This is a genomic window from Streptomyces sp. NPDC060035 (assembly GCF_042736635.1).
Taxonomy (GTDB): domain Bacteria; phylum Actinomycetota; class Actinomycetes; order Streptomycetales; family Streptomycetaceae; genus Streptomyces.
This window is the reverse complement of the sequence record NZ_JBHWVO010000004.1, coordinates 72466-94072: the sequence shown is the minus strand read 5'-3', so window position 1 is coordinate 94072 and position 21607 is coordinate 72466. Positions and strand designations below refer to the sequence as shown.

The window sequence follows — 21607 nt, the reverse complement described above, 5'->3', positions numbered from 1 at the left end:
AAGGGGGACCCCTTCCCATGCACGCAGATCTCTCCCGCGACACCTTCCGGCCGGACCGGCACTACGCGGCGGTCCTCACCCAGCAGGGCCGGGTCCAGCTGGACGCGGACGCCAACGAACAGGCCGCGATCCAGCTGCACCGCGCCCGGACCACCGCAGCCGACCTGATCGGGCAGCACGGCGGCCCGCGCGGCGCGACCGGATTCGAGGTGGGGTTCCTGGGCGGCAGCCGGGAACTGGACGACCTCTCCGTCGGCGCCGGCCGCTACTACGTCGACGGGATCCTGCTGGACGCGAACCGCCCCGAGCCCGGCGTCCCCGTCGAGGAGGACCTTGCCCACGACGCGCAGACCCCGACGACCTGGACCTACTGGGACCAGCCGGACGGCCACCGGGACCCGGAACGTCCCGGCGACCGGCTGCCCACCCAGTTCCCGTACCTCGCCTACCTCAAGGTGTGGGAGCGCGCGGTGACCGCGGCCGAGGACCCGCTGCTGCGCGAGGTGGCGCTCGGGTCGGCGATGCCCGACACGGCGGCCCGGCTCAAGACCGTCTGGCAGGTGCTGCCGCTGCCCGGCGCGCAGCTCGAACTGGAGGACGGGGCGACCAAGGACCGGATCCGCCCGGCGTTCGCGCGGTGGGCGGCGGCGCAGGCGCCCACCGCGCGCATGGCGGCGCGCAGCGAGCGCCCCGAGCACGCGGACGAGGACCCCTGCCTGGTGGAGCCGGACTCCCGGTACCGGGGCCCGGAGAACCAGCTGTACCGCGTGGAGATCCACGAGGGCGGCGAGGCGAAGGACGCGACCTTCAAGTGGTCGCGGGAGAACGGTTCCGTGACGTTTCCGGTCGACGAACTCGACGGAACCTGGGTGGAGTTGGCGTCGCTCGGTAGCGACGACAAGCTCGGACTCAGCGTCGGCGACCAGGTGGAGTTCGTGGACACCGCCTACACGAGCCGGGGGGAGCCGCTGCCGCTGCTGCGGATCGAGGAGGTCGACCTGCCGGGGCGGCGGGTGCGGCTCTCGGGCGAGCTGGATCCTTCGGTCGGACGCCGCCCCGAACTCCACCCGTTCCTGCGGCGCTGGGACCACCGGTCCGGCTCCCGGCACTCCGGCAGCGGCCGTACGAAGCAGGCTGCCGCGAAGCTTCGGGGCGGCGCGGTCCGGATCGAGGAAGGCGGCTGGCTGCCGCTGGAGGACGGTGTGCTCGTGTACTTCGAGCCGGGCAGGACGTATCGCGCCGGTGACTTCTGGACCGTTCCTGCCCGCACCGCGACGGGCAGTGTCGAGTGGCCGGCGGACGCGGCCCGCCGGCCACTGCTGCAGTCCCCGAAGGGGACCGAGGTCCACTACGCACCCCTGGCCTGGGTGCTGTCGGAGGGGTCCGTCGCGGATCTGCGTATGACGTTCGCCCCGCTGGCGGCCGTCATTCCCGCGGCCAGCGAGGCGGAGCTGGCCGCCGAGGCCGAAGCCGAGGCGGAGGCCGTGGCCGCGGAGGCCAAGGCGGCGAAGACTGCCGGGGCCGCCGGTTCGGGCAGGCGCACCGCGGGGCAGGACGACGAGGGACAGCCCGAGAACTGACGCATCACCTGGGTAAAGGAGCACCACGATGGCAACGCCTCTGTCCGCCGACAGACTGCTCAAGGCCCTCCGGGACGAAGGTCTGCACGTCGTCGAGCACCGGAGCTGGCGCACGCACAACCGCAACCACAAGGGCTCGTGGGGGCCCGTCCACGGGGTGATGATCCATCACACCGTGACCTCGGGCACCCAGAGCTCCGTCGACCTCTGCTACGACGGCCATTCGAGCCTGCCGGGTCCGCTGTGCCACGGGGTGATCGCCAAGGACGGCTCGGTCCACCTGGTCGGCCACGGCCGCGCCAACCACGCCGGACTGGGCGACGACGACGTCCTGCGCGCGGTGATCAACGAAACGGCGCTGCCCGCCGACAACGAGGCCAACACGGATGGCAACCGCTCCTTCTACGGCTTCGAGTGCGTCAATCTCGGCGACGGCAAGGACCCGTGGCCGGGCGCACAACTGGAGGCCATCGAGAAGGCGGCGGCCGCGATCTGCCGGGCGCACAGCTGGAACTACCGCTCGGTGATCGGCCATAAGGAGTGGCAGCCGGGGAAGATCGACCCGCGCGGGTTCACGATGGACTCGATGCGCAGCCGGATCAAGGCACGCCTCGGCGGTCAGCCGGACGGCCCGTCGAAGCCGCCCGCGCCGAAGCCCCCGGCGACGTACGAGCCGTTCCCCGGAGCCGCGTACTTCCGGGCCGGCCGGCGCAGCGCCGTCATCACTGCGATGGGAAAGAGACTGGTGGCCGAGGGCTGCGGAAAGTACGAGGTCGGCCCGGGCCCGGCCTGGTCGGAGGCGGACCGCAAGTCGTACGCCGCATGGCAGCGCAAGCTGGGCTTCTCGGGGAGCGGCGCGGACGGCGTCCCGGGCAAGTCGAGCTGGGACAAGCTCAAGGTGCCCAACGTCTGAGCCGCCGGGTCCGGTACCACCGGTACCGGACGGCCGACGCCGGCCCGGGTCAGCCCCGGCGCACCCGCCCCACGATCCGTTTGCCCAGGCGCCCGATCGAGCGGGACGGCCGGTTCCAGGTGCGGAAGGCGTCGAGCGTGCGGCTGTTGCCTTCGCGCTCGACGGCCTGCTCCACCGCTGTGACGCCCTCGGGGGACAGGGAGCGCACCGCCGGGCGCAGCACCTCGTCGAGCAGGGCGGTGCGGGTCCTGGTCCAGGAGTCGCCCGCGTGCGGGTGGGCGGTCCATACGGTGAAACAGCCCGCCACGTAGACGGGTTCGGCCCGCAGCCGGGTCAGGACCTCGTCGCGGCGGGCGACCCTGCCGTAGGCCGCGATCAGGTCCTCGTCCCCGCTGTGCACGAACGCGTACAGCTCCGCCTCCGGCCGGTCCGGGGCGAGCAACCGCCGGGCCAGGGCGCCATAGGCGTGCTCCAGCACCAGGGGCTCCACCGGTTCGGCGAGGGCGCGCAACGCCCGGGCCCGCTCCGCCCAGCCGGGCTCGGCCGCCCCGGAGCGGACATCGCGGACGAAGTCCAGCAGCAGCAGCGAGGCGCGCACCCGGGCACCGATCTCCTGCGGGAAGCTGCGCAGCAGGTCGTGGGCGAGTTCCGGGGCGTCCTCGTCGTCGAAGGACGCGGCGAGTGCGGCGGAGACGAGATGCGCCCAGGTGCCGGCCGTCCGGTGCGCGTCCGACGTGGTCTCGCCCAGCAGCGAACGCGCCTCGCCCGCCGTAGGGGTGTCCTCGCCCCACACCAGGCCCACGGCGGTCCGCAGCACCAGCGGCTCGGCGAACGGGGACATGCCCGCGGCCCGCAGCACCGTGTGCAGCACCATCACCCGGTCCGCGCCGCGGGCCTTGGCACCGGGAGCCTCGGCGCACATCCGCAGATGCGGCAGCGCCTGCGTTCCGGTGAACGGCAGGGCGACCCGGATCAGCAGCCGCTCCGTCCCCGCGGGGTCGTCCGGCGCCAGCCGGTCCAGCTCGCCCAGCAGCGCCGTACGGACGTCGAACTGCTCGTCCAGCAGGTCGAGCAGCGCGGGACATGCGCCGGTCTCCGGGTCATCCAGCAGCGCACGGGCCAGCCGGCGTACGACACCGGGCAGCAGCTCCGCACAGTCCACGCCGAGCAGCCGCACGATCCGCAGCACCTGCACGGTCCGCGCGACACCCCGGGGAACTCCGGCGGCGAGCTCGGCCAGCAGGTCGTCGCCGAGCTCCGCGACCAGCGCGGCAACGGCACGCTCCCCGGCCGGCTCGGCGAATGCCGAACGCGCGGGTGGCTCGAGGGCGACATCGGCGCCCCGTACCGCCTCCGTCACCAGCAGTGCGGCCAGGGGTGCCGTGACAGCAGCGGGGGAGCGGCCGTCGAGCGCCGTCAGCAGCCTTAGTGCGGAGGCGCATTCGGCGGCCGTTCGGTCGTCGGCGGGCGCGGTCAGCGCGTCGGTCAGCTGCCGGGTCTGCTTCTCGTCCAGCGCGTAGGGCCGCCCGGCGGCCCAATCTGCCGCTGCGGCACGCTCGTTGGATCCGAGCGCGATGCCGGCGCCCAGTGCTGTCACGGCGAGCGGCCCGGCGGCGAAGGGCTCGCCCGGCAGTTCTGCCGCGTCCCGGAAGAGCTCGGGTGCCCGGCTGCGCCAGATACGTGCAGCGGTCCCGGCCCAGGCGTCGTCGACCGGCACCGCGGGGCGCGGACCGGTCCCGGCGTGCACACGGAAGCGGGGGTCGCCCGCGTCGGGGGCGTCCTGCGGCAGCACGCCGATGACCTGGTGCGACGCGCGGTCCGGATGCCGGGTGTAGGTGGTGAAGGTCAGCCGTTCGGCATGCTCCCGGGGCAGCACGGCGGCGGCCAGCGCGACCCACCGGGCCACGTCCGCGCTGTGGCGCTCCACGAGGACGACCGGCGGCGCGGAGGGATCCTCGCTCACCCGGCGCAGGTCGGCGAGGACGGCCGCGAGCCAGGGGCTCCGGGACACGGCGAAGTCGCCCAGCCCCTCGCGGGAGAGGCCTCCCGAGACGGAGGTGGAGGTGGAGCGCGCGGTGAGCGGATCGGGCAGCGTACGGTCCGGCGTCGCGGCCAGCCAGCCAGCGGCCCCCCACGCGGTGACCGGGAGCGCACCGCCCGGCAGCGGTGTACCGGCCGGCAGGTGAACGCCGTGTGCGTGGAACACTCCGGCGCCGACAGCCACGGAACGGCCGAGCAGATGGCTGCCGTCGGACAGTGCGCTGAAACTGAACGCGACCGGCAGCGCACGCAGTTCGGCATCCGTGAGGCGCCCGGAGGCCCCGGAGATGTGGGGGGTGCTGGGGGTGCCCGGGTGGCCCGGCGTCCCTGCCGGAGGCTCGTACCCGAGGAGCTGCCCGGCCTCCGCGCGGACCGGTCCGGGTATCGCGGGATCGACGGCGGTGAACCGGCCGCCGGGCTCCCCGACCCCGGCCGCGGCGGAGGTGTAGTGCAGCTGCGCGAGGCTCATGTGCGTCGGTCCTTTTTCAGTGCCACGTCCGTCCGGGCCCACCGCGGTCACAACTCCGCGAAGGAGCGGTCCGTAGTCGCGTGGGCGACGCTATCAAGGCCCGGCCCATCAGCTCTCGTTGTCTGGCAGGAGAGCAGCGCGCGGGCGCTGCGCGGAGCGGAGGAACCGCTGTCCGGAGTATCCGGAACGCCGTCGACATGGCCGGATCCCGTATCCCGCACCACCCGTCCCGGACGATGGCGGCGGTTTAGGTTGGACGCATGACCGATGTACTGCTTTCCGCAGGAGTGGTGGAGTACGAGGACACGGGTGGCGACGGACCCGTGGTGGTTCTGCTGCACGGTGTCGCGATGAACGGCTCGCTCTGGCGGCACGTCGTCGGCGAGCTGCGCGGCGACTTCCGGTGCATCGTGCCCACGCTGCCCCTGGGATCCCACCGCAGGCCCATGCGCCCGGACGCCGATCTGACGGTCCCGGGGGTCGCCCGGCTGGTGGCGGAGTTCCTGGACGCCCTGGACCTGAGTGACGTCACGCTGGTGATGAACGACTGGGGCGGTGCGCAGGCCCTCGTGGCGGACGGGCGGGACCAGCGGATCGGCAAGCTGGTGATCACGTCCTGCGAGGCCTTCGACAACTTCCCGCCAGGCCTGCCCGGCCGCAATCTGTATGCCTCGGCGAAGATGCCGGGCGGCATCGAGCTCGCCTTCGCACTGCTCAAACTGAAGCCGATGCGCCGGCTGCCCGTGACGTGGGGGTGGATGAGCAAGCGGCCCATCCCGCACGAGGTGCTGGACGGGTGGTTCCAGCCCCTGTGGACCTCCACCGAGATCCGCCGGGACCTCCGGGCGTACGTTCTCGGGGTACCGCCCAAGGACGAACTCCTGCGATGGGCGGAAGGGCTGCGCGCGTTCGACCGTCCCGCGCTCGTCGTCTGGGCGACGGAGGACAAGGTCATGCCGCTCGAGCACGGACGCAGACTCGCCGAGCTGCTGCCGCAGGGTGAGCTCGTGGAGATCGCCGACAGCTACACCCTGATTCCGGAGGACCAGCCGCAGCAGCTGAGCGCGGCGATCAGGGCGTTCCTGCTGAGGACCGCCGGGGACTGAGCCCGCAGACCCGTCGGTACCCGGCCCCGCCCGTCGCGGGACGGTCCGCGCGGGACCTGCCGTGTCACACCCTTCGTACGTCCACGCCCACCGCTCGCAGCGCCTCGACCTCGTCATCGGGCGCCGCCGCGTCGGTCACGACCGTGTGCAGTGCGGAGGCGGGGGTGACCAGGGCCAGGGCGGTGCGGGAGAGCTTGGGGGCGTCGGCCACGGCGATGACCCGTCGGGCCGACGCGATTGCCGCGCGCTTGACCGCCGTGTCCTCAAGGTCGTAGGCGGTCAGCCCGTCGGCAGCGGTCAGGCCGCAGCAGCCGAGGACCGCGGTGTCGAAGCGGAGCGAGGCCAGGGACGCCTCGGTCAGCGGGCCGGTCAGCGCGAGCTCGCCGGGGCGCGGCCGGCCTCCGGGCAGCAGCAACGTCAACCGGTCCGCTCCGGTAAGGGCGTTGGCGGCGTGCAGGGACAGCGGCATGACGGTCAGCCGGCGGTGCGCGAGGGCGTGGGCCACCTCCAGGCACGTGGTGCCGCTGTCGATGACGACCGACTCGCCGTCCGCGATCAGAGAGGCGACCTCCGCCGCGATGCGCCGCTTCGTCTCCAGGCCTTCCTGTGCCCGTAGGGCGAACGGAGGCTCCTCGCCCCGCAGCACCAGGCTTCTGGCCCCGCCCCGGTAACGCTCCAGGACGCCCTGGCCGGCGAGGGTCTCCAGATCGCGGCGGATGGTCATCTCCGAGGCGCCCGTAAGCTCGGCCAGCTCCGCCACGGTCTTCCGGCCCGCCCCGAGTACCGCGTGCGTGATCTGCTTCAGTCGGTCTGCGCTCGCCATGAACAAAGTGAACACCAACGATGTGCGTAAAACAAACTTACAAACAGAAAATCTGTTTGTTAGGTTGGCGCGCATGGAAAGACTTCTGCGGGTCGGCCGACTGGCCACCTTCGTGTACTTCACCCTCTGCGGCTTCATCCTGGGGATGTGGATCGTCCACATCCCCACCATCGAGCACCGGGTGGGTATCAGCCATGCCGTCCTCGGCTGGCTCCTCCTGCTGCTCGGCGGTGGAGCGTTCGCGGGGATGCAGCTGATCGGTCCGCTCAGTGACCGCTTCGGCGCCCGCAAGGTCGTCCCGGTCAGCGCCGTGCTGTCCTGCGCCGCTCTCGTCCTGCCGGGCCTGGCCACCGACGCCTGGACCCTCGGTGCCTCACTCTTCGTGCTGGGCTGCGTCACGGGATGCCTGGATGTGGCCATGAACGCCCATGCGGTGCAGGTCGAGCGGGGTTACGGACGGCCCGTGATGTCCGCCTTCCACGCCATGTTCTCCATCGGCGGGGTCTTTGCGGCACTGGTCGGCGCCTTCACCCTCGGCCGGGACTGGAGTCCGGCCACCACGCTCGCCGCGATGGGTCTGCTCAGCCTCGTCATCACCCTGGCTGCGATGCCGGCGCTGCTGCCCCCGGACGCAGCCCCGGCAAAGGCGGATGACGCCCCGAAGTCCGACAGGCGCCCCGTGCCGCGCCGGATCTGGATCATGGCGGCACTCGCGCTCATGCTCATGCTCTCCGAAGGGGTGGCCGGCGACTGGAGTGCCCTGCACCTGAAGGACGTCCTGGACGCCTCCCCGTCGACCGCGGCCTTCGCGTACGGGGCCTTCGCCACCGCCATGACCATCGGCCGCCTGCTCGCCGACCGGGTCTCCGCACGCTTCGGACCGGTTGCCATCCTCCGCTACGGCTCCGGCCTGGCCGCCGCAGGACTTGTCCTGGCCGCGCTCTCGCCCACGATTCCCCTGGCCCTGATCGGCTGGACGCTCTTCGGTATCGGCCTGTCCGGCACCATCCCGCAACTCTTCAGCGCCGCCGGCCACATCGACCCGGCCGCCGCCGGCACCAACGTCTCGCGCGTGGCGGGCCTCGGCTACATCGGCATCCTGGCGGGCCCCGCGGTGATCGGGCCGATGACCCACTTCATGCCGCTGAACCTCACCTTTTTCCTGCCGGTGGCCTTCTGCGTCATCGCCTGCTTCACGGCCCCGATCCTCATGACCGAGTCCGCGAAAACTGCCGAGGGCATGAGCAAGGAGCCCGCCCCTCAGGACGCCTGAGGATTCCTGCCGCCCGTGCCTGCGTAAATCGTGATCAAGGGATCGTTGACGGCGTCAGTGAGTCCGGGGACGAGCCCGGAAAGGACCTCCGCGCCGCCGAACCGGCGGCGGCGGTCGAGCTCCTGCAAGGCTCCCGCAACGCGCCGCTGCGCCTGCTCCTCGCCCATCGGGCCGCGGCTTACGTACTGACCGTCGCACTCTGCTTCGGCGTCAACTACGCCTTGGGTTCGAGCGGAACCCTGCGGTTCAGTCTGTGGGGCCGGCTGTTCTGGATCCCCGTGCCGGCCGCGGACGCCAAGCTCCGTCGGGCCAGGACACTGGGACGGGAACGCGTCATCGCCCGCATCCGGGAGCGTCATGAGCGGCTGGACGCCGCCGCCAGACGGGGTGGGAGGTGCGGAGGTGGGGCCGGTTCGTACACCCCCTGACCGCGGGGCCGCACGCGACCGGCCCCGCTCGTACGAGGACAGCGGCCCGGGCCGGGTGCGGGGGCACCTTTTCACGCGCCGCCGCACCCGGCCGGACCGACCGGGCGTCAGTCCTCCGCGGCGACCGGTCCGGTGCTGCGGCGCAGGCCGAACCCGGCCAGCAGCGCGCCCACGGCGCACAGGACCGCGGTGACCGTCACGGCGGTGTGCATACCGTTCATGAACGCGTTGCCACTGCCCTCGATCACGGCTGCCTTCAGCTGCGCCGGCATGTCGGCCGTAACGGGCGAAACACCCATGGACACCGCGTCCTTGGCCTCTTCGAAGCCCGTTGCCGCCTCGGCCGGGACACCGGCGGAGGTCAGCTCGCCGGTCAGGGTGGACCCCACCTTCCCACTGATCAGGGAGACCAGCACGGACGTGCCGAACGCACCGCCGATCTGCAGCGAGGTGGCCTGCAGTCCGCCCGCCACACCGCCGTCCTTCCTCGGCGCGTTGCCGACGATGGCGTCGGAGGAAGCGGACATCACGATGCCGACGCCCAGGCCGATGGCGAGGAACGGCGGCCACAGAGCAGCGTACGAGGAACCTGCGTCCCAGGTCAGCATCCACAGGGAGGCCGCGGCCTGGAGGGCCATGCCGACCGGCATGGTGAGCCGCGGGCCGAAGCGCTGGGTCAGGGCGGCGCCGAGCGGTGCCGCCACCACGGTGGCCAGGCTGAACGGCAGGGTGCGGACACCGGACTCGACCGGGGTGAAGCCGCGTACGTTCTGCAGGTACAGCATCACGAAGAAGATGACACCGAGCATCACGAAGAAGTTGATCGCGGTGACGAGCGTGCCGATGGTCAGCGAACGGTTGCGGAAGAGGCGCATCGGCAGCAGCGGGTGCTCGCGGCGGGTCTCGTACCGGCAGAAGACGGCCAGCAGGGCCAGGCCCGCGGCGATCGACCCCAGCGTTCCGCCGGAGGTCCAGCCCCAGGTCTCCCCCTTGACCACGCCGAAGATCAGGGCGACCAGGCCGACGGCGAGCAGGATCACGCCGGGTACGTCGAAGCGGTGGTTCCCCGTGGAGTCCTTGCTCTCAGGAAGGACGAACAGGCTGAAGGCCAGCGCGACGACGCCGATGGGGGCGTTGATGTAGAAGACCGACTCCCAGGTGACGTGTTCGATGAGCAGACCGCCGACGATCGGGCCGAGCGCGGTGGAGCAGGACGCCACCATGGCCCACAGGCCCACGGCCGTACCGAACTTCTGGGGCGGGAAGACCGCGCGCAGGAGGCCGAGGGTGTTGGGGATCAGCAGGGCGGCGAAGAGGCCCTGAACCGCACGGAAGGTGATGACGCCCTCGATCGAACCGGAGAGGGCGATCGCGACCGAGGCCAGCGTGAAGCCGAGGGTGCCCACGAGGTAGACCGTGTGCCGCCCGAAGCGGTCACCGAGCTTGCCGCCCAGGATCAGCAGGGCGGCCATGGCGATCAGGTAGGCGTTGGTGACCCACTGCAGGTCGGCGGTGGACGCGCTGAGGTCCCGGCCTATCTCGGGGTTGGCGATCGCGACGACGGAGCTGTCGAGGTTGACCATGAAGAGGCCGATGGCGACCGCGATCAGCGTCAGCCAGGGGTTGGCGCGCCGGCCCTTCGGGACGTCCGGTGGAGCCTCTGCGGGCAGGGGAGACGTGTCCACGGTGGTGGAGGACATGGAAATGCCTTGTCTGTGTACGTAGTTCGGGGTGTGAAGGAGACGCGTCACGTGGGCGCCCGGCCGCCGTGACGAAACCGGCAGCGGTCAGGTCCGGGTCCTCGCGAGGACCCGGACCTTCGGCCGGACCAGGAGTGGGTGTCAGCCGGCGGAGGTGCGCAGACGCAGGTTCAGTGACGTCAGCGCGCCCAGAGCCGCACCGAGCGCATCGAGCTCGCCCTCGGTGAGGGTGTGCAGAGCGTGCGCCACATGACCTTCCTTGAGCAGCCGTGCCTCGGCGAGCCGCTCCCGGGCCGTGGCCGTCGGGTACAGATGGGCGACCCGCTTGTCGGCCGCGTCCCGCTTGCGCTCCAGGAGTCCCAGCTCGGTGAGCTGGGAGACGAGGGCACTGACGTTGTTCGGCTTCATCAGCAGCGCCTCGGCCGTCTCGCGGACGGTGATGCCCTCACGGTCCTCGACGAGAAAGAGCAGCACGAGCTGACCCTCCGGGAGCCGGGGATGAGGGAACTCGCGGCCGACATGCCGCTCAAGGCTCCGTTGCAGCGCGGGCAGGACCGACACGAGCGCGGAGGCTACGCGGTCGACGTCCTGGGAGGGCGCGCTGGAGTCGGGCATGTCCGCAGCTTAGGTACTCCAGAATACCTATGTCAACGTACATAAATATTCTGCAGTACCCGGTCGGCATCCATGACGCAGAACCTGCGGTCGTTGCCGCGTCGGGCGCCGACCGGGGCGGGTGATGCGGGGCTCTGCGCCGTGGTGGTATATCTGCAGTTGAGAGCCCCGGCGCACGGTGAAGGCGGTCGAGAGAAGGACCATGGACAAGCCCACGCACTTGATCGAGTTCGAGACCATGCTGCTCGGGCGGCACCTCCAGCTGAGCGCGCCCCGGCTGAGGCGGGACAGTCAGTACCTGGATCGCAGTGCGTACACCCTGCTCAGCCGCATCCGGATGGAGGGCCCGATGTCCATCGGGCAGCTCAGCGAAGCCTTCGGACTGGATGCCTCCACCCTCAACCGGCAGACCGCCGCCATGCTGCGGGCCGGCCTCGTCGAGCGCATCCCCGACCCCGACGGGGGCATCGCGCGCAAGTTCCGTATCACCGACGGGGGCGAGCGCAGCCTCGACGCGGAACGGGCCGAGAACATCCGCGGCCTGGAGAAGGTCATGGCCGGGTGGGATCCGGAAGAGGTCGCCGTGTTCGCCGCCTATCTCAAGCGGCTCAACATCGACATCGAGAACCTCGACGGACGCCCCTGGCCCCGCCCCTGACTGGGCCCGATCCAAGTGGAGTGACCGGCCTGTCTGTCACATCGTGTCCCGCTGTCCCGAAGGTGCAGCAGTTGGCCGGTTCCCCCTGTGAGGCGTACCGCCGCTCCTATGATCGAAGCGCATCCGGGAGATGGGGGTCAGGGACTCGTGGCGGACCTCGGGACAGTACGCAGATACAGCATTCCGGTTCTGGTGCCCCTCCTGCTCGCGGCTCCGTGCTCCGCAGGCGGCGGCAGCACGGACGCGAAGAGAACGGGTGGTACCGCACTGGGCGGCCCGCACGCGTACGTCCGGCAGCAGGCGCAGAGCCCGCCGTTCACCGTGGCCGCGCCAGGCGAGGGAGCCCGAGGGCGTACCCACGACGAGATCTCCGACCCGGTGCTCCAGGGGCTGACCACCGCGCTGGTACGGATCGGGTCCGCCGTCGAGAAGCAGAGCTGAGGACATCCGATGGACCAGCTTCGGCCCACAGACCCCGCACGCATCGGTGCGCACCGGCTGCTCGGACGCCTCGGCGCAGGTGGCATGGGGGTGGTCTACCTCGGCCGTACGGACGCGGGAGCGACCGCCGCCATCAAGGTGATTCTCCCGGAGTACGCCGGGGACGACGAGTTCCGGGCCCGGTTCCGCCGCGAGGTCGAGGCCGCCCGCAAGGTGCACAGCCCATGGGCCGTTGCGGTCATCGGTGCCGAGACCGAGGGTGAACGCCCCTGGCTGGCCACCGTGTTCGTACCGGGCCCCTCACTCGCGGAGGCGGTCACCCGCTGCGGCCCGCTGCCCACCCGGAGCGTGCGGGTGCTCGGGCGGCTGCTCTCCCGTGCCCTGGCCGCCGTACATACGGCCGGACTTGTCCACCGCGACGTCAAACCCGGCAACGTCCTGCTCACCGTCGACGGGCCGCAGCTCATCGACTTCGGCATCGCCCGCGCCGGCGACGCCCCCGCGAGCACCGCCACCGACCTCGTCGTCGGCACCCCCGGCTTCCTGTCACCGGAGCAGGCCTCCGCGGACGGTACGGCGCCGGGGCCCGCGAGTGACGTGTTCTCCCTCGGCTGCCTCCTGGCATACGCCGCGACCGGCCGGCCGCCCTTCGGCAGCGGAGCCGTGGACGCCCTGCTGTACCGCGCCGTGCACGACGAACCCGACCTCAGCGGGATCGGCGACACCGAACTGTGCGCCCTGGTCGCCGACTGCCTGGCCAAGAACCCCGCCGACCGGCCGACAGCGCAGCAGCTCGACGAGCGCATCGTCGAGGACGCCCCGCACGGGTCGATCGAATGGCTGCCCGAGGCCGTCGTACGGCTGGTAGCGGACCGGTCCGCCGCGATGCTCGCCCTGCCCGACATCGAGCCCACACTCGCAGAGGAGCCGGTACCCGCACCACCGGGCAGACGCCGGTTCCTCCGGCTGGCAGCCGGAGGCGCGGTCGTCGTGGCCGCCGGCGGTGCCTTCGCCGTCCGGGAGGCGCTGCGCGAGTGACCGGCCGGCGGCGCGGCTGAGCCCGGCCCCGACCGGGGCGAGCCCGGTCGGACCGCGGTGCGTAGACGCTCAGGGCGGCGTCGGCCTTCCTCGAGGCGGCCCCGTCCCACGCCGTTCCGGCCTCGCAGCTCGGACCCTGCGCCCCGGTGTGAAACATCGGTGTGAAGCGGAGCTGCGGCGGCGCTTAAGAAATCCTCGATGGACCTGGGGCCCCGGTGTACGGCACTGTCTTGGTGACGGCAGTGGGCGGCGCATCGCGGTGTTCGTGGGACGGACGCACGCGTTTCGCCCTGTCCCGTCCGCCGTACCCCATGCACCCCGGGCCGCAGGCCGCCTTCGGCATGCCCCCGGCCCGGGGTATTCACCAGGTACCAGGTACAGGGAGCCGCAGCCGTGAAGGCACTCGTGAAGCAGAAGGCCGAGCCGGGACTCTGGCTGATGGACGTACCGGAGCCGGAGATCGGCCCCGGGGATGTCCTGATCAAGGTCCTGCGCACCGGAATCTGCGGCACCGACCTGCACATCCGGAACTACGACGGCTGGGCGCAGCAGGCCGTGCGCACCCCGCTCGTCCTGGGCCACGAGTTCGTCGGCGAGGTGGCGGAGCTCGGCTCCGACGTCGTCGACATCACGATCGGTGACCTGGTCAGCGGCGAGGGCCACCTGGTCTGCGGAAAGTGCCGCAACTGTCTCGCCGGACGGCGCCACCTGTGCCGATCCACCCTCGGGCTCGGCGTCGGCCGGGACGGGGCGTTCGCCGAGTACCTGTCGCTGCCCGCCTCCAACGTGTGGGTGCACCGGGACAAGGTCGACCTCGACATCGCCGCGATCTTCGACCCGTTCGGCAACGCCGTGCACACCGCGCTGTCGTTCCCGCTGGTCGGCGAGGACGTGCTGATCACCGGCGCGGGCCCCATCGGCATCATGGCCGCCGCCGTCGCCCGCCACGCGGGTGCCCGCAGCGTCGTCATCACCGACGTCAGCGAGGCCCGCCTCGAACTGGCCAGGAAGGTCGGCGTCAGCCTCGCCCTCAATGTCGGCAAGGAGACCATCGCCGACGGCCAGCGCCACCTCGGACTGCGCGAGGGCTTCGACATCGGTCTGGAGATGTCCGGCCGCCCCGAAGCGATGCAGGACATGATCGCGAACATGACGCACGGCGGCCGCATCGCCATGCTCGGTCTGCCCGCCACCGATTTCCCCGTCGACTGGTCCCGCATCGTCACCTCGATGCTCACCATCAAGGGCATCTACGGCCGTGAGATGTACGAGACGTGGTACGCCATGTCCGTGCTGCTGGAGGGCGGACTCGACCTCGCCCCGGTGATCACCGGACGGTACGGCTACCGCGACTTCGAAGCCGCCTTCGACGACGCCGCGAGCGGTCTCGGCGGCAAGGTCCTGCTCGACTGGGCAGCCTGACCCGACCCGTACCTCGTTACCCCGGCCCGTACCCACCTGGGAGACACCCTTCATGTTCGACTCCGTACGCGACGACATGCGCCTCACCCTCGACGAGATCAGGGACGCCGGACTCCAGAAGCCCGAGCGCGTGATCGGCACCCCGCAGTCCGCCACCGTCGGCGTCACCTCCGGCGGGCGCCCCGGCGCGGTCCTCAACTTCTGCGCCAACAACTACCTGGGCCTCGCCGACCACCCCGAGGTCGTCGCCGCCGCCCACGAGGCACTGGACCGCTGGGGCTACGGGCTCGCGTCGGTCCGCTTCATCTGCGGCACCCAGGAGGTCCACAAGGAGCTGGAGCAGCGCCTTTCGGCCTTCCTCGGCCAGGAGGACACGATCCTCTACTCCTCCTGCTTCGACGCCAACGGCGGTGTCTTCGAGACCCTCCTCGGCCCCGAGGACGCGGTGATCTCCGACGCCCTCAACCACGCCTCCATCATCGACGGCATCCGCCTCTCCAAGGCCAAGCGCTACCGCTACGCCAACCGGGACATGGCCGACCTGGAGCAGCAGCTCAAGGAGGCCTCAGGGGCCCGCCGGCGCCTCGTCGTCACCGACGGTGTGTTCTCCATGGACGGGTACGTCGCCCCGCTCAAGGAGATCTGCGACCTGGCCGACCGCTACGACGCCATGGTCATGGTCGACGACTCCCACGCCGTCGGTTTCGTCGGCCCCGGCGGCCGCGGCACCCCCGAACTGCACGGCGTCATGGACCGCGTCGACATCATCACCGGCACGCTCGGCAAGGCACTGGGCGGCGCGTCCGGCGGCTACGTCGCGGCGCGCGCCGAGATCGTCGCCCTGCTGCGCCAGCGCTCGCGCCCGTACCTCTTCTCCAACTCGCTCGCCCCTGTCATCGCCGCCGCCTCCCTCAAGGTCATCGACCTGCTGGAGTCCGCCGGCGACCTGCGCGAGCGACTCAACGCCAACACCGCGCTCTTCCGGTCCCGGATGACCGAGGAGGGCTTCGACATCCTGCCCGGCGACCACGCCATCGCCCCCGTGATGATCGGGGACGCGGCGAAGGCAGGCCGGATGGCGGAGCTGCTCCTGGAGCGCGGTGTGTACGTGATCGGGTTCTCGTACCCGGTCGTCCCGCAGGGAGCCGCGCGCATCCGCGTCCAGCTCTCCGCCGCCCACTCCACCGACGACGTCAACCGCGTGGTGGACGCGTTCACCGACGCGCGGGCCGCGCTGGGGGAGTAGTCGCCCGTCTCCCCCGACCTGGGACAATGACCGCATGATCGATGCACGGCGGCTGCGCATTCTGCGTGCGGTGGCAGACCACCGCACGGTGACCGCGGCAGCCGCCGCGCTCTACCTCACGCCCTCCGCGGTCTCCCAGCAGCTCGCCGCCCTGGAGCAGGAGACCGGCCACCGGCTGGTCGAACGCGGTGCGCGGGGTGCCAGGCTCACCGCCGCCGGTGAGATCCTGCTGACCCACGCCAACGCGGTCCTCGCCCAGCTCGAGCGGGCCGAGGCGGAACTCGCCGCCTACAGCACAGGCGTGGCGGGTACGGTCACGGTCGCCGCGTTCGCCACGGGCATCGGCCTCGTCCTGGCCCCCGCCATCGCCGAGCTGACCCGCACCGCCCCCGGCATCCGGGTCCGCGTGCAGGACGCCGAGGGTGACGCGAGCGTGCCGATGGTGCTGGACCGGCAGGTCGACGTGGCGGTCGCCGTCGAGTACCGGGGCGCGCCCGGTGACGACGACCGGCGTCTCACCCGGGTGCCGCTCTACTCCGAGCCCTTCGACGCGGTGCTTCCGGTCGGCCACCGCCTCGCCGGGCAGGAGCACGTCGCCGTCGCCGACCTCGCCAAGGACCCGTGGATCGGCCCGTACCCCGGCAACCCCTGCCATGACGTGGTGGTCCTGGCCTGCGAGTACGCCGGGTTCGAGCCCCAGCTGGAGCACTCGTCGGACGACTTCCACGCGGTGGTCGCCCTGGCCGGGGCGGGCGCCGGGGTGGCACTGGTGCCCCGCTCGGCGCTGCGCGGCATGGACCTGGGCGGTGTCGTCGTACGGCCCGTGGAGGGCAGCGCCCCGACACGACGGGTCTTCGCCGCCGTGCGGCAGGGGGCCGAGGGACATCCGCTGATCAGGCCGGTCCTGGACGCGCTGGGGTCGGCGGCGGGGCTGGCGTAGCCGGCGGCCGTGCACGGACCGTGGCAGCTCGCGCATCCCCGGCCCGGCTCAGGCGGGCTGCAGCAGGTCCCACCGGTTGCCGTACAGGTCCTCGAAGACCGCGACCGAGCCGTATACCTCGTGGCGCGGTTCCTCCAGGAAGCGGACCCCGGCGGCCCGCATCCGCTCGTGGTCGCCGGCGAAGTCCTCGGTGTGCAGGAAGAGGCCGACCCGGCCGCCCGCCTGCGCCCCGACGGCTGCCAGCTGGGCGTCGCCCTTCGCGCGCGCCAGCAGCAGCCCCGTGCCCTGGGTGCCGCGCGGACGCACGACGACCCAGCGCGAGCCGTCGCCCCGGTCCGTGTCCTCCACGAGCTCGAATCCGAGAGCGTCCGTGTAGAAGGAGAGAGCCTCGTCGTAGTCGCGGACGACCAGGGTGACCAGGGCGATGTGGGACATGGGGGGCCTCGGGTTCCTCGAGTGGACGGACATTCACGTCTGGACGGCAATGCGCGCCGGTTATACGTAACACTAACGCCGTCCCGCTGCGTCCGGGGACAATGCCCGGCATGGTCACGAGCGACTTCACCGAGCTGACGGTCCGCGCCCGCCGCCTCGCCGCCTCCGGCCGGCGCCACATCCTCGGCATCGCGGGACCGCCCGGAGCCGGGAAGTCCACCCTGGCCGCCCGGCTCGTCGAGGCGCTCGAAGGACACGCCGTCCTCGTCCCGATGGACGGTTTCCATCTGGCCGGTGCCGAGCTGGAGCGCCTCGGCCGTGCCGACCGCAAGGGAGCCCCCGACACCTTCGACGCCGCCGGATACGCGGCCCTGCTCCGGCGGCTGCGCCTCCCCGAAGGGCCGGGCCCGGTGTACGCACCGGCGTTCGACCGGAGTCTGGAGGAGCCGATCGCCGGGGCGGTGGCCGTCCCCCAGGACATCCCGCTGGTGGTGACCGAGGGCAACTACCTTCTCCTGGCCGAAGGGCCCTGGGCGCCGGTGCGCGGGCTGCTCGACGAGGTGTGGTTCGTCGACGTCGAGCCCGGGCTGCGGACGCGCAGGCTCGTCGACCGGCACGTGCGGTTCGGCAAGCCGCGCCCGTACGCGGAGCGCTGGGTCGCCCGGTCCGACGAACCCAACGCCCGGCTGGTGGAGCGGTGCCGGGACCGCGCCGACCTGGTCGTGCGGCTGCCGGACACGCCCTGACACCTCCGGGCTCCTCGCCCGGAGGAGCCCGGCCGGCCGGATGTCACCAGCCGGTGCCGAACCGCGTCATCGGCTCGATCAGTTCGCGCTCCTCGTACGCGAGATGGGACAGCAGCGCGTCCGCGAGCAGGTCGACGGCGGCCTGCAGGCCGTCCCCGCCCGTACCGTCCCCGATGAAGGCGACGAGCGCGCGGTCGAGCCTGTCGATGACTCCCCGCACGGCGTGATGCTCATCGGTCAGCCGGTCGAGCACCGGTGCCAGGAGCGGCTCGGACCGGCGCAGGTGCGGGAAGAGGTCCTGGTCCTCCCGTGTGTGGTGCAGGGTGGTCACCTGGCAGTAGGAGGCGCAGTACGCGCCGAGCGCCCAGCTGTTCCGGCGCACGCTCAGCTTCTGGATCCCGGACCTGGCCCCACCGGGATCCGCACCGGTCTCCAGCACCTGCCGTACTGCGTGGCGGAGTTGGTCCAGGTCCGAGCGGAGCTGGTCGTGGGCGGCGACGAGATTGCGGGCCGGCTCCTGGGCGCTGCGTGCATACCGTCGATCCGGGTCGACGGCGGGCCCGGTGGGGCGGGTCGACTCGTCCCACAGCCGTTCGGCCGACCGGCGCACGCGGTCGTCGGGCGTCGCACGGACGGACAGGTGTTCCGGCAGCGATCCTCCGCGCCCGTGCGGCAGGTCGCTGCCTGCCTCCTCCGCAGGGGGGCACGGACGGTCGCCGGACGCCGTGTCACCGCTCCGGCGTGCCGCGGACACCAGTTCCCGGGTGGCGGGCGCCACCTCGGCGGCGAACAGTTCGAGCAGGCGCGGCTGTCGGACGGGCAGCAGGAAGGCGCTCGTCCCGTGCTCCAGTGCCAGTGCGGCGAGCTGCTCGGGCCAGGCCCCGGGCGGCCCCTCCGGGAAGCCGCCGGGTCCCGGCGAGAGGTTGTAGAGGCGGCGCACCGCTTCCGGGGGCCTGCCCGCACGGACGGCCGCCTCGTCGATGATCCGGTGTCCTGCCGCGAGTTGCCCCGGCGGCACGTGCGGCACGCTGGGCAGCCAGCCGTCCGCGACGGACCCGGTCAGGTCCAGCATCCGGGGGCCGATCGCGCCGATCCAGATTCCGACGGGGTGTGCGGGAGCGGGGCCGGAGGGCGCGCCGTCGAGCCTGTAGTGCTCGCCGTCGACATGGACGCGACCGCCCTGAGTCCACAGCGCCCGGATGACCTCGACGGCCTCGCGGGTCGCCCGCACCGCCTCGCCCGGGGTGCGTCGCGGCCCGCCGTCGGCGGCGATGGAGTCCCAGTAGGCCCCCGCTCCGATCCCCAGCTCCACCCGGCCGCCGCTGAGCCGGTCCAGGCCGGCCGCGGCGCGGGCCAGTACGGCGGGCGGCCGCAGCGGCAGACTGGCGACGTTGGGGAAGACCCGTACCCGGGAGGTGGACGCGGCGATGAAGGAGAGCACCGTCCAGGCGTCGAGCAGACCGGGCCGGTACGGATGGTCCGGGACGCTCACCAGATCCAGACCGGCCCGGTCGGCGGCCTGTGCCGAGGCCACCGCGTCCTCGGCCTGTCCGGCTGACGGCATCAGCACGGTGCCGAAGAGGAGGGTGTGTCCGTAGTCGGGCATGTGGGCCAACTCCTAGGCGGTGGAGGGGTCTTCGTCGGGGGCGGTCATGGGTGGGGTGGCCGTGCGCCACAGTGCTCCGGGGCCGGCGAGCGCCGCGAGGGCGGCCACGGCCAGGGCGACCGCCGACATCACGAAGGCGGTGGTGTAGCCGGACTCGGCGGGCAGCCGGGTGCCCGGGACCGTCCGGGCCGCCACGAGAGAGGCCGCGATCTGCGCGCCGAGCGAACCGCCGACGGTGCGCATGACGGTGTTGATGCCGGTCGCCTCTCCGGTCCGGTTCCGGTCGACCGCGCTGACGACCAGGTTGGCCAGGGCCGCGAAGGCGAACCCGACACCGGTGCCGAGCACCGCGGAGCCGGCGTACATCGCCCACTCGCTGTCGTGGGCCGTGGCGTAGACGACGAAGCCGGCCACCCCGATCAGGCAGGCGAGCACCAGCGGCAGCTTCCAGCCCGCGGCGGCCCCGATCCGTCCGGCGAGCGGGCCGGCGATCAGCATGGCCACGGCCATCGGGACCATGAACAGTCCGGACTCGGTGACGGAGGCCCCGAAGCCGTACCCGGCCTCGGTGGGGGTCTGGGCGAGCAGCGGCACGAGGGTGAACGCGCCGTACATGCCGAAACCGATGACGAGCGCCGTGATGTGGCTGGACAGGACAGCGGGACGGCGCAGCAGCTCGATGTCGATCAGGGGCTCGCGGACCTTCTTCTCGACGTACGTGAAGACCACGAGGAGCACGACGGCCGCCGCGAAGAGGGCGATGATGCCGCCCGACGTCCAACCCCAGGACCTGCCCTGGCTGATGGCGATCAGCAGGGCCACGATGCCGGCGCTCAGCAGCACCACGCCGCCCCAGTCGATGCGGCCCGGGGAGCGGACCGGGGGCTCCTGGACGAACGCGGCCACGGCCGCGATGCCCGCCAGGATCACGATCAGACCGGTCCAGAAGATCCAGTGCCAGTTCAGGGCATCCACCAGGGGGCCGGGGATGACGAGCCCGACGCCGAAGCCGATGCCGAAGGTCGACGAGATCAGGCCGATCGCCAGAGGCACGCGCTCACGCGGGAACTGGTCGCGCACGATCCCGAAAGCCAGGGGGAAGGCGGCCGAGCCGACGCCCTGGACGGCGCGGGCCGCGATCAGCAGCCCGAGCGAGTCGGACAGGGCGGCCAGCAGAGTGCCGGCGGCGAAGACGGTGAGGCTCGCGAGGAGCACCCGCCGCTTGCCGAACATGTCGCCCACCCGGCCGAGTAGCGCGGTGGCCACCGAAGCGGTGAGCAGGAAGGAGCTGAGAACCCAGGAGACGGTGGTCGCGGAGGTGTTGAACTCGCGCTGGAGGCCGGGGAGCGCCGGGACGACCATCGTCTGCATCAGCGAGAAGGACAGCACGGCGAGGAGGAGGGCCGCGAAAGGTGCCGCGGTGCGGCGTCGCGGGTCCGCCGCCGGCGGCTGGGCAGGGGGGCGGGCAGAGCGTCGAATTAATAGCACCACGGAATCATTACATGACGTCATCCTTACGTCCAGTCACTGACCGGATAGCATGCGTGGATGAGCGAATCCCCCGAGTGCGGGCCCGACAGCGCAGTCCCTCCCGAGGCCACGGAGCGGGGCCCCCGCCCGCCGGGCCTGCTGGCACTGCCCTCGTACCTCGCCAGCCATGTGGGGCGCATCGGTCACGACGCACTGGTCGCGTCCGTGGGCGAGTACGACCTGCGGCTGCCCCACTTCGCCACGCTAACCGCCCTCGCGGACTTCGGGCCGCTGCCGCAGCACGTACTGGCGGAACGGCTGGGATTCCAGCGCAGCCACCTGGGGGGCTACCTCGACCTCGTCGAGGAGCGCGGCTTCGTGTACCGGGCCCGGGACAAGGCGGACCGGCGGCGGCAGGTGGTCGGTCTGACGGAGGAAGGGGCCGCGCTCCAGCGCCGGTTGCTCAGGGTGGCCGAGGAGTCCCAGGAGGCGTTCCTGGCGTGTCTCTCACCCGCCGAACGCGAGACGCTGACCGCGCTGCTCCGGCGCATGCTGGACGCCGACGACCGGGTGGGCGGCCCGACGGCAGGCGCCCGGACGAAGTAGACCGCCCGCTCGTACGGCCCCGCGCCGCGTTCCGAATGCGTTCGCATCCACC

18 protein-coding genes and 1 pseudogene are annotated in these 21607 nt (G+C 72.0%); 12 read left to right on the top strand and 7 right to left on the bottom strand.

Annotated elements, in window-relative coordinates:
• The first annotated feature begins 17 nt into the window (after positions 1 to 17).
• Together ACFWBQ_RS07620 and ACFWBQ_RS07615 are read left to right on the top strand one after the other, a co-directional pair.
• Positions 18 to 1580, top strand: a complete 1563-nt coding sequence (locus tag ACFWBQ_RS07620) for a DUF6519 domain-containing protein (protein ID WP_385485192.1) — start codon at positions 18 to 20, stop codon at positions 1578 to 1580.
• Positions 1581 to 1608: 28 nt separating this feature from the next.
• Positions 1609 to 2493 (top strand): peptidoglycan-binding protein, encoded by an 885-nt coding sequence (locus ACFWBQ_RS07615; RefSeq protein ID WP_385485190.1) that lies wholly within the window; start codon positions 1609 to 1611, stop codon positions 2491 to 2493.
• A gap of 49 nt (positions 2494 to 2542) precedes the next feature.
• On the opposite strand, the gene ACFWBQ_RS07610 is transcribed toward ACFWBQ_RS07615, so the two are convergent.
• Entirely contained in the window at positions 2543 to 5002 is a 2460-nt protein-coding gene (locus tag ACFWBQ_RS07610; protein ID WP_385485188.1) for a GTPase-associated protein 1-related protein, read from the bottom strand.
• Between the two features lie 260 nt (positions 5003 to 5262).
• On the opposite strand from ACFWBQ_RS07610, the gene ACFWBQ_RS07605 reads away from it, so the two are divergent.
• Positions 5263 to 6108: an alpha/beta fold hydrolase gene (locus ACFWBQ_RS07605; protein ID WP_385485186.1), complete on the top strand. Its 846-nt coding sequence runs from the start codon at positions 5263 to 5265 to the stop codon at positions 6106 to 6108.
• Between the two features lie 64 nt (positions 6109 to 6172).
• Here the strand turns inward: ACFWBQ_RS07605 and ACFWBQ_RS07600 are convergent, their stop codons facing one another.
• The gene (locus ACFWBQ_RS07600) at positions 6173 to 6931 is read right to left on the bottom strand and encodes a DeoR/GlpR family DNA-binding transcription regulator (RefSeq protein ID WP_385485184.1); all 759 of its coding nucleotides are present in this window, start codon (positions 6929 to 6931) and stop codon (positions 6173 to 6175) included.
• 73 nt (positions 6932 to 7004) lie between these two features.
• Between ACFWBQ_RS07600 and ACFWBQ_RS07595 the strand changes: the two genes are divergently transcribed.
• The gene (locus tag ACFWBQ_RS07595) at positions 7005 to 8204 is read left to right on the top strand and encodes an MFS transporter (protein ID WP_385485182.1); all 1200 of its coding nucleotides are present in this window, start codon (positions 7005 to 7007) and stop codon (positions 8202 to 8204) included.
• A 535-nt stretch (positions 8205 to 8739) separates the two neighbouring features.
• Here the strand turns inward: ACFWBQ_RS07595 and ACFWBQ_RS07590 are convergent.
• Positions 8740 to 10332 carry a DHA2 family efflux MFS transporter permease subunit gene (locus ACFWBQ_RS07590; RefSeq protein WP_385485180.1) on the bottom strand — a complete coding sequence of 531 codons (1593 nt, stop codon included), beginning with the start codon at positions 10330 to 10332 and terminating at the stop codon, positions 8740 to 8742.
• Between the two features lie 141 nt (positions 10333 to 10473).
• A complete protein-coding gene (locus tag ACFWBQ_RS07585) occupies positions 10474 to 10947 on the bottom strand; it encodes a MarR family winged helix-turn-helix transcriptional regulator (protein WP_385485178.1) in 474 nt (157 codons plus the stop codon).
• 202 nt (positions 10948 to 11149) lie between these two features.
• On the opposite strand from ACFWBQ_RS07585, the gene ACFWBQ_RS07580 reads away from it, so the two are divergent.
• The 6 genes and pseudogenes from ACFWBQ_RS07580 (at position 11150) to ACFWBQ_RS07555 (ending at position 16692) form a co-directional block, all read left to right on the top strand.
• Positions 11150 to 11605 (top strand): MarR family winged helix-turn-helix transcriptional regulator, encoded by a 456-nt coding sequence (locus ACFWBQ_RS07580; RefSeq protein WP_385485176.1) that lies wholly within the window; start codon positions 11150 to 11152, stop codon positions 11603 to 11605.
• Between the two features lie 192 nt (positions 11606 to 11797).
• Positions 11798 to 12046 carry a hypothetical protein gene (locus ACFWBQ_RS07575; protein WP_385485174.1) on the top strand — a complete coding sequence of 83 codons (249 nt, stop codon included), beginning with the start codon at positions 11798 to 11800 and terminating at the stop codon, positions 12044 to 12046.
• 9 nt (positions 12047 to 12055) lie between these two features.
• Positions 12056 to 13081, top strand: a pseudogene (locus ACFWBQ_RS07570) (serine/threonine-protein kinase); the annotation flags it as partial.
• A gap of 396 nt (positions 13082 to 13477) precedes the next feature.
• Positions 13478 to 14506 carry an L-threonine 3-dehydrogenase gene (gene tdh / locus ACFWBQ_RS07565; RefSeq protein ID WP_385485172.1) on the top strand — a complete coding sequence of 343 codons (1029 nt, stop codon included), beginning with the start codon at positions 13478 to 13480 and terminating at the stop codon, positions 14504 to 14506.
• A gap of 52 nt (positions 14507 to 14558) precedes the next feature.
• Complete coding sequence (locus tag ACFWBQ_RS07560) at positions 14559 to 15752, top strand: glycine C-acetyltransferase (RefSeq protein WP_385485170.1); 1194 nt, start codon at positions 14559 to 14561, stop codon at positions 15750 to 15752.
• A gap of 34 nt (positions 15753 to 15786) precedes the next feature.
• The gene (locus tag ACFWBQ_RS07555; RefSeq protein ID WP_383176528.1) at positions 15787 to 16692 is read left to right on the top strand and encodes a LysR family transcriptional regulator; all 906 of its coding nucleotides are present in this window, start codon (positions 15787 to 15789) and stop codon (positions 16690 to 16692) included.
• Between the two features lie 48 nt (positions 16693 to 16740).
• Here ACFWBQ_RS07555 and ACFWBQ_RS07550 read toward each other — a convergent pair whose 3' ends face one another.
• Positions 16741 to 17127 carry a VOC family protein gene (locus ACFWBQ_RS07550; RefSeq protein WP_351171030.1) on the bottom strand — a complete coding sequence of 129 codons (387 nt, stop codon included), beginning with the start codon at positions 17125 to 17127 and terminating at the stop codon, positions 16741 to 16743.
• Between the two features lie 110 nt (positions 17128 to 17237).
• Between ACFWBQ_RS07550 and ACFWBQ_RS07545 the strand changes: the two genes are divergently transcribed.
• On the top strand, positions 17238 to 17873 hold the full coding sequence (locus ACFWBQ_RS07545; RefSeq protein WP_385485167.1) for a nucleoside/nucleotide kinase family protein: 636 nt from the start codon (positions 17238 to 17240) through the stop codon (positions 17871 to 17873).
• 43 nt (positions 17874 to 17916) lie between these two features.
• Here ACFWBQ_RS07545 and ACFWBQ_RS07540 read toward each other — a convergent pair whose 3' ends face one another.
• Positions 17917 to 19479: an LLM class flavin-dependent oxidoreductase gene (locus ACFWBQ_RS07540; RefSeq protein WP_385485165.1), complete on the bottom strand. Its 1563-nt coding sequence runs from the start codon at positions 19477 to 19479 to the stop codon at positions 17917 to 17919.
• A 12-nt stretch (positions 19480 to 19491) separates the two neighbouring features.
• The gene (locus ACFWBQ_RS07535; RefSeq protein ID WP_385485163.1) at positions 19492 to 20868 is read right to left on the bottom strand and encodes an MFS transporter; all 1377 of its coding nucleotides are present in this window, start codon (positions 20866 to 20868) and stop codon (positions 19492 to 19494) included.
• Positions 20869 to 21027: 159 nt separating this feature from the next.
• Between ACFWBQ_RS07535 and ACFWBQ_RS07530 the strand changes: the two genes are divergently transcribed.
• Positions 21028 to 21555 carry a MarR family winged helix-turn-helix transcriptional regulator gene (locus ACFWBQ_RS07530; protein ID WP_385485161.1) on the top strand — a complete coding sequence of 176 codons (528 nt, stop codon included), beginning with the start codon at positions 21028 to 21030 and terminating at the stop codon, positions 21553 to 21555.
• The last annotated feature ends 52 nt before the right edge of the window (positions 21556 to 21607 follow it).

Bases quoted from the DNA above. Each gene is read 5' to 3' on its own strand.
- ACFWBQ_RS07555 (WP_383176528.1), top strand. From the start codon at position 15,787: ATGATCGATGCACGGCGGCTGCGCATTCTGCGTGCGGTGGCAGACCAC.
- ACFWBQ_RS07615 (WP_385485190.1), top strand. From the start codon at position 1,609: ATGGCAACGCCTCTGTCCGCCGACAGACTGCTCAAGGCCCTCCGGGAC.
- ACFWBQ_RS07585 (WP_385485178.1), bottom strand. From the start codon at position 10,947: ATGCCCGACTCCAGCGCGCCCTCCCAGGACGTCGACCGCGTAGCCTCC.
- ACFWBQ_RS07580 (WP_385485176.1), top strand. From the start codon at position 11,150: ATGGACAAGCCCACGCACTTGATCGAGTTCGAGACCATGCTGCTCGGG.
- ACFWBQ_RS07620 (WP_385485192.1), top strand. From the start codon at position 18: ATGCACGCAGATCTCTCCCGCGACACCTTCCGGCCGGACCGGCACTAC.
- ACFWBQ_RS07545 (WP_385485167.1), top strand. From the start codon at position 17,238: ATGGTCACGAGCGACTTCACCGAGCTGACGGTCCGCGCCCGCCGCCTC.
- ACFWBQ_RS07600 (WP_385485184.1), bottom strand. From the start codon at position 6,931: ATGGCGAGCGCAGACCGACTGAAGCAGATCACGCACGCGGTACTCGGG.
- ACFWBQ_RS07610 (WP_385485188.1), bottom strand. From the start codon at position 5,002: ATGAGCCTCGCGCAGCTGCACTACACCTCCGCCGCGGCCGGGGTCGGG.
- ACFWBQ_RS07595 (WP_385485182.1), top strand. From the start codon at position 7,005: ATGGAAAGACTTCTGCGGGTCGGCCGACTGGCCACCTTCGTGTACTTC.
- ACFWBQ_RS07550 (WP_351171030.1), bottom strand. From the start codon at position 17,127: ATGTCCCACATCGCCCTGGTCACCCTGGTCGTCCGCGACTACGACGAG.
- ACFWBQ_RS07540 (WP_385485165.1), bottom strand. From the start codon at position 19,479: ATGCCCGACTACGGACACACCCTCCTCTTCGGCACCGTGCTGATGCCG.
- ACFWBQ_RS07590 (WP_385485180.1), bottom strand. From the start codon at position 10,332: ATGTCCTCCACCACCGTGGACACGTCTCCCCTGCCCGCAGAGGCTCCA.
- ACFWBQ_RS07530 (WP_385485161.1), top strand. From the start codon at position 21,028: ATGAGCGAATCCCCCGAGTGCGGGCCCGACAGCGCAGTCCCTCCCGAG.
- ACFWBQ_RS07560 (WP_385485170.1), top strand. From the start codon at position 14,559: ATGTTCGACTCCGTACGCGACGACATGCGCCTCACCCTCGACGAGATC.
- ACFWBQ_RS07605 (WP_385485186.1), top strand. From the start codon at position 5,263: ATGACCGATGTACTGCTTTCCGCAGGAGTGGTGGAGTACGAGGACACG.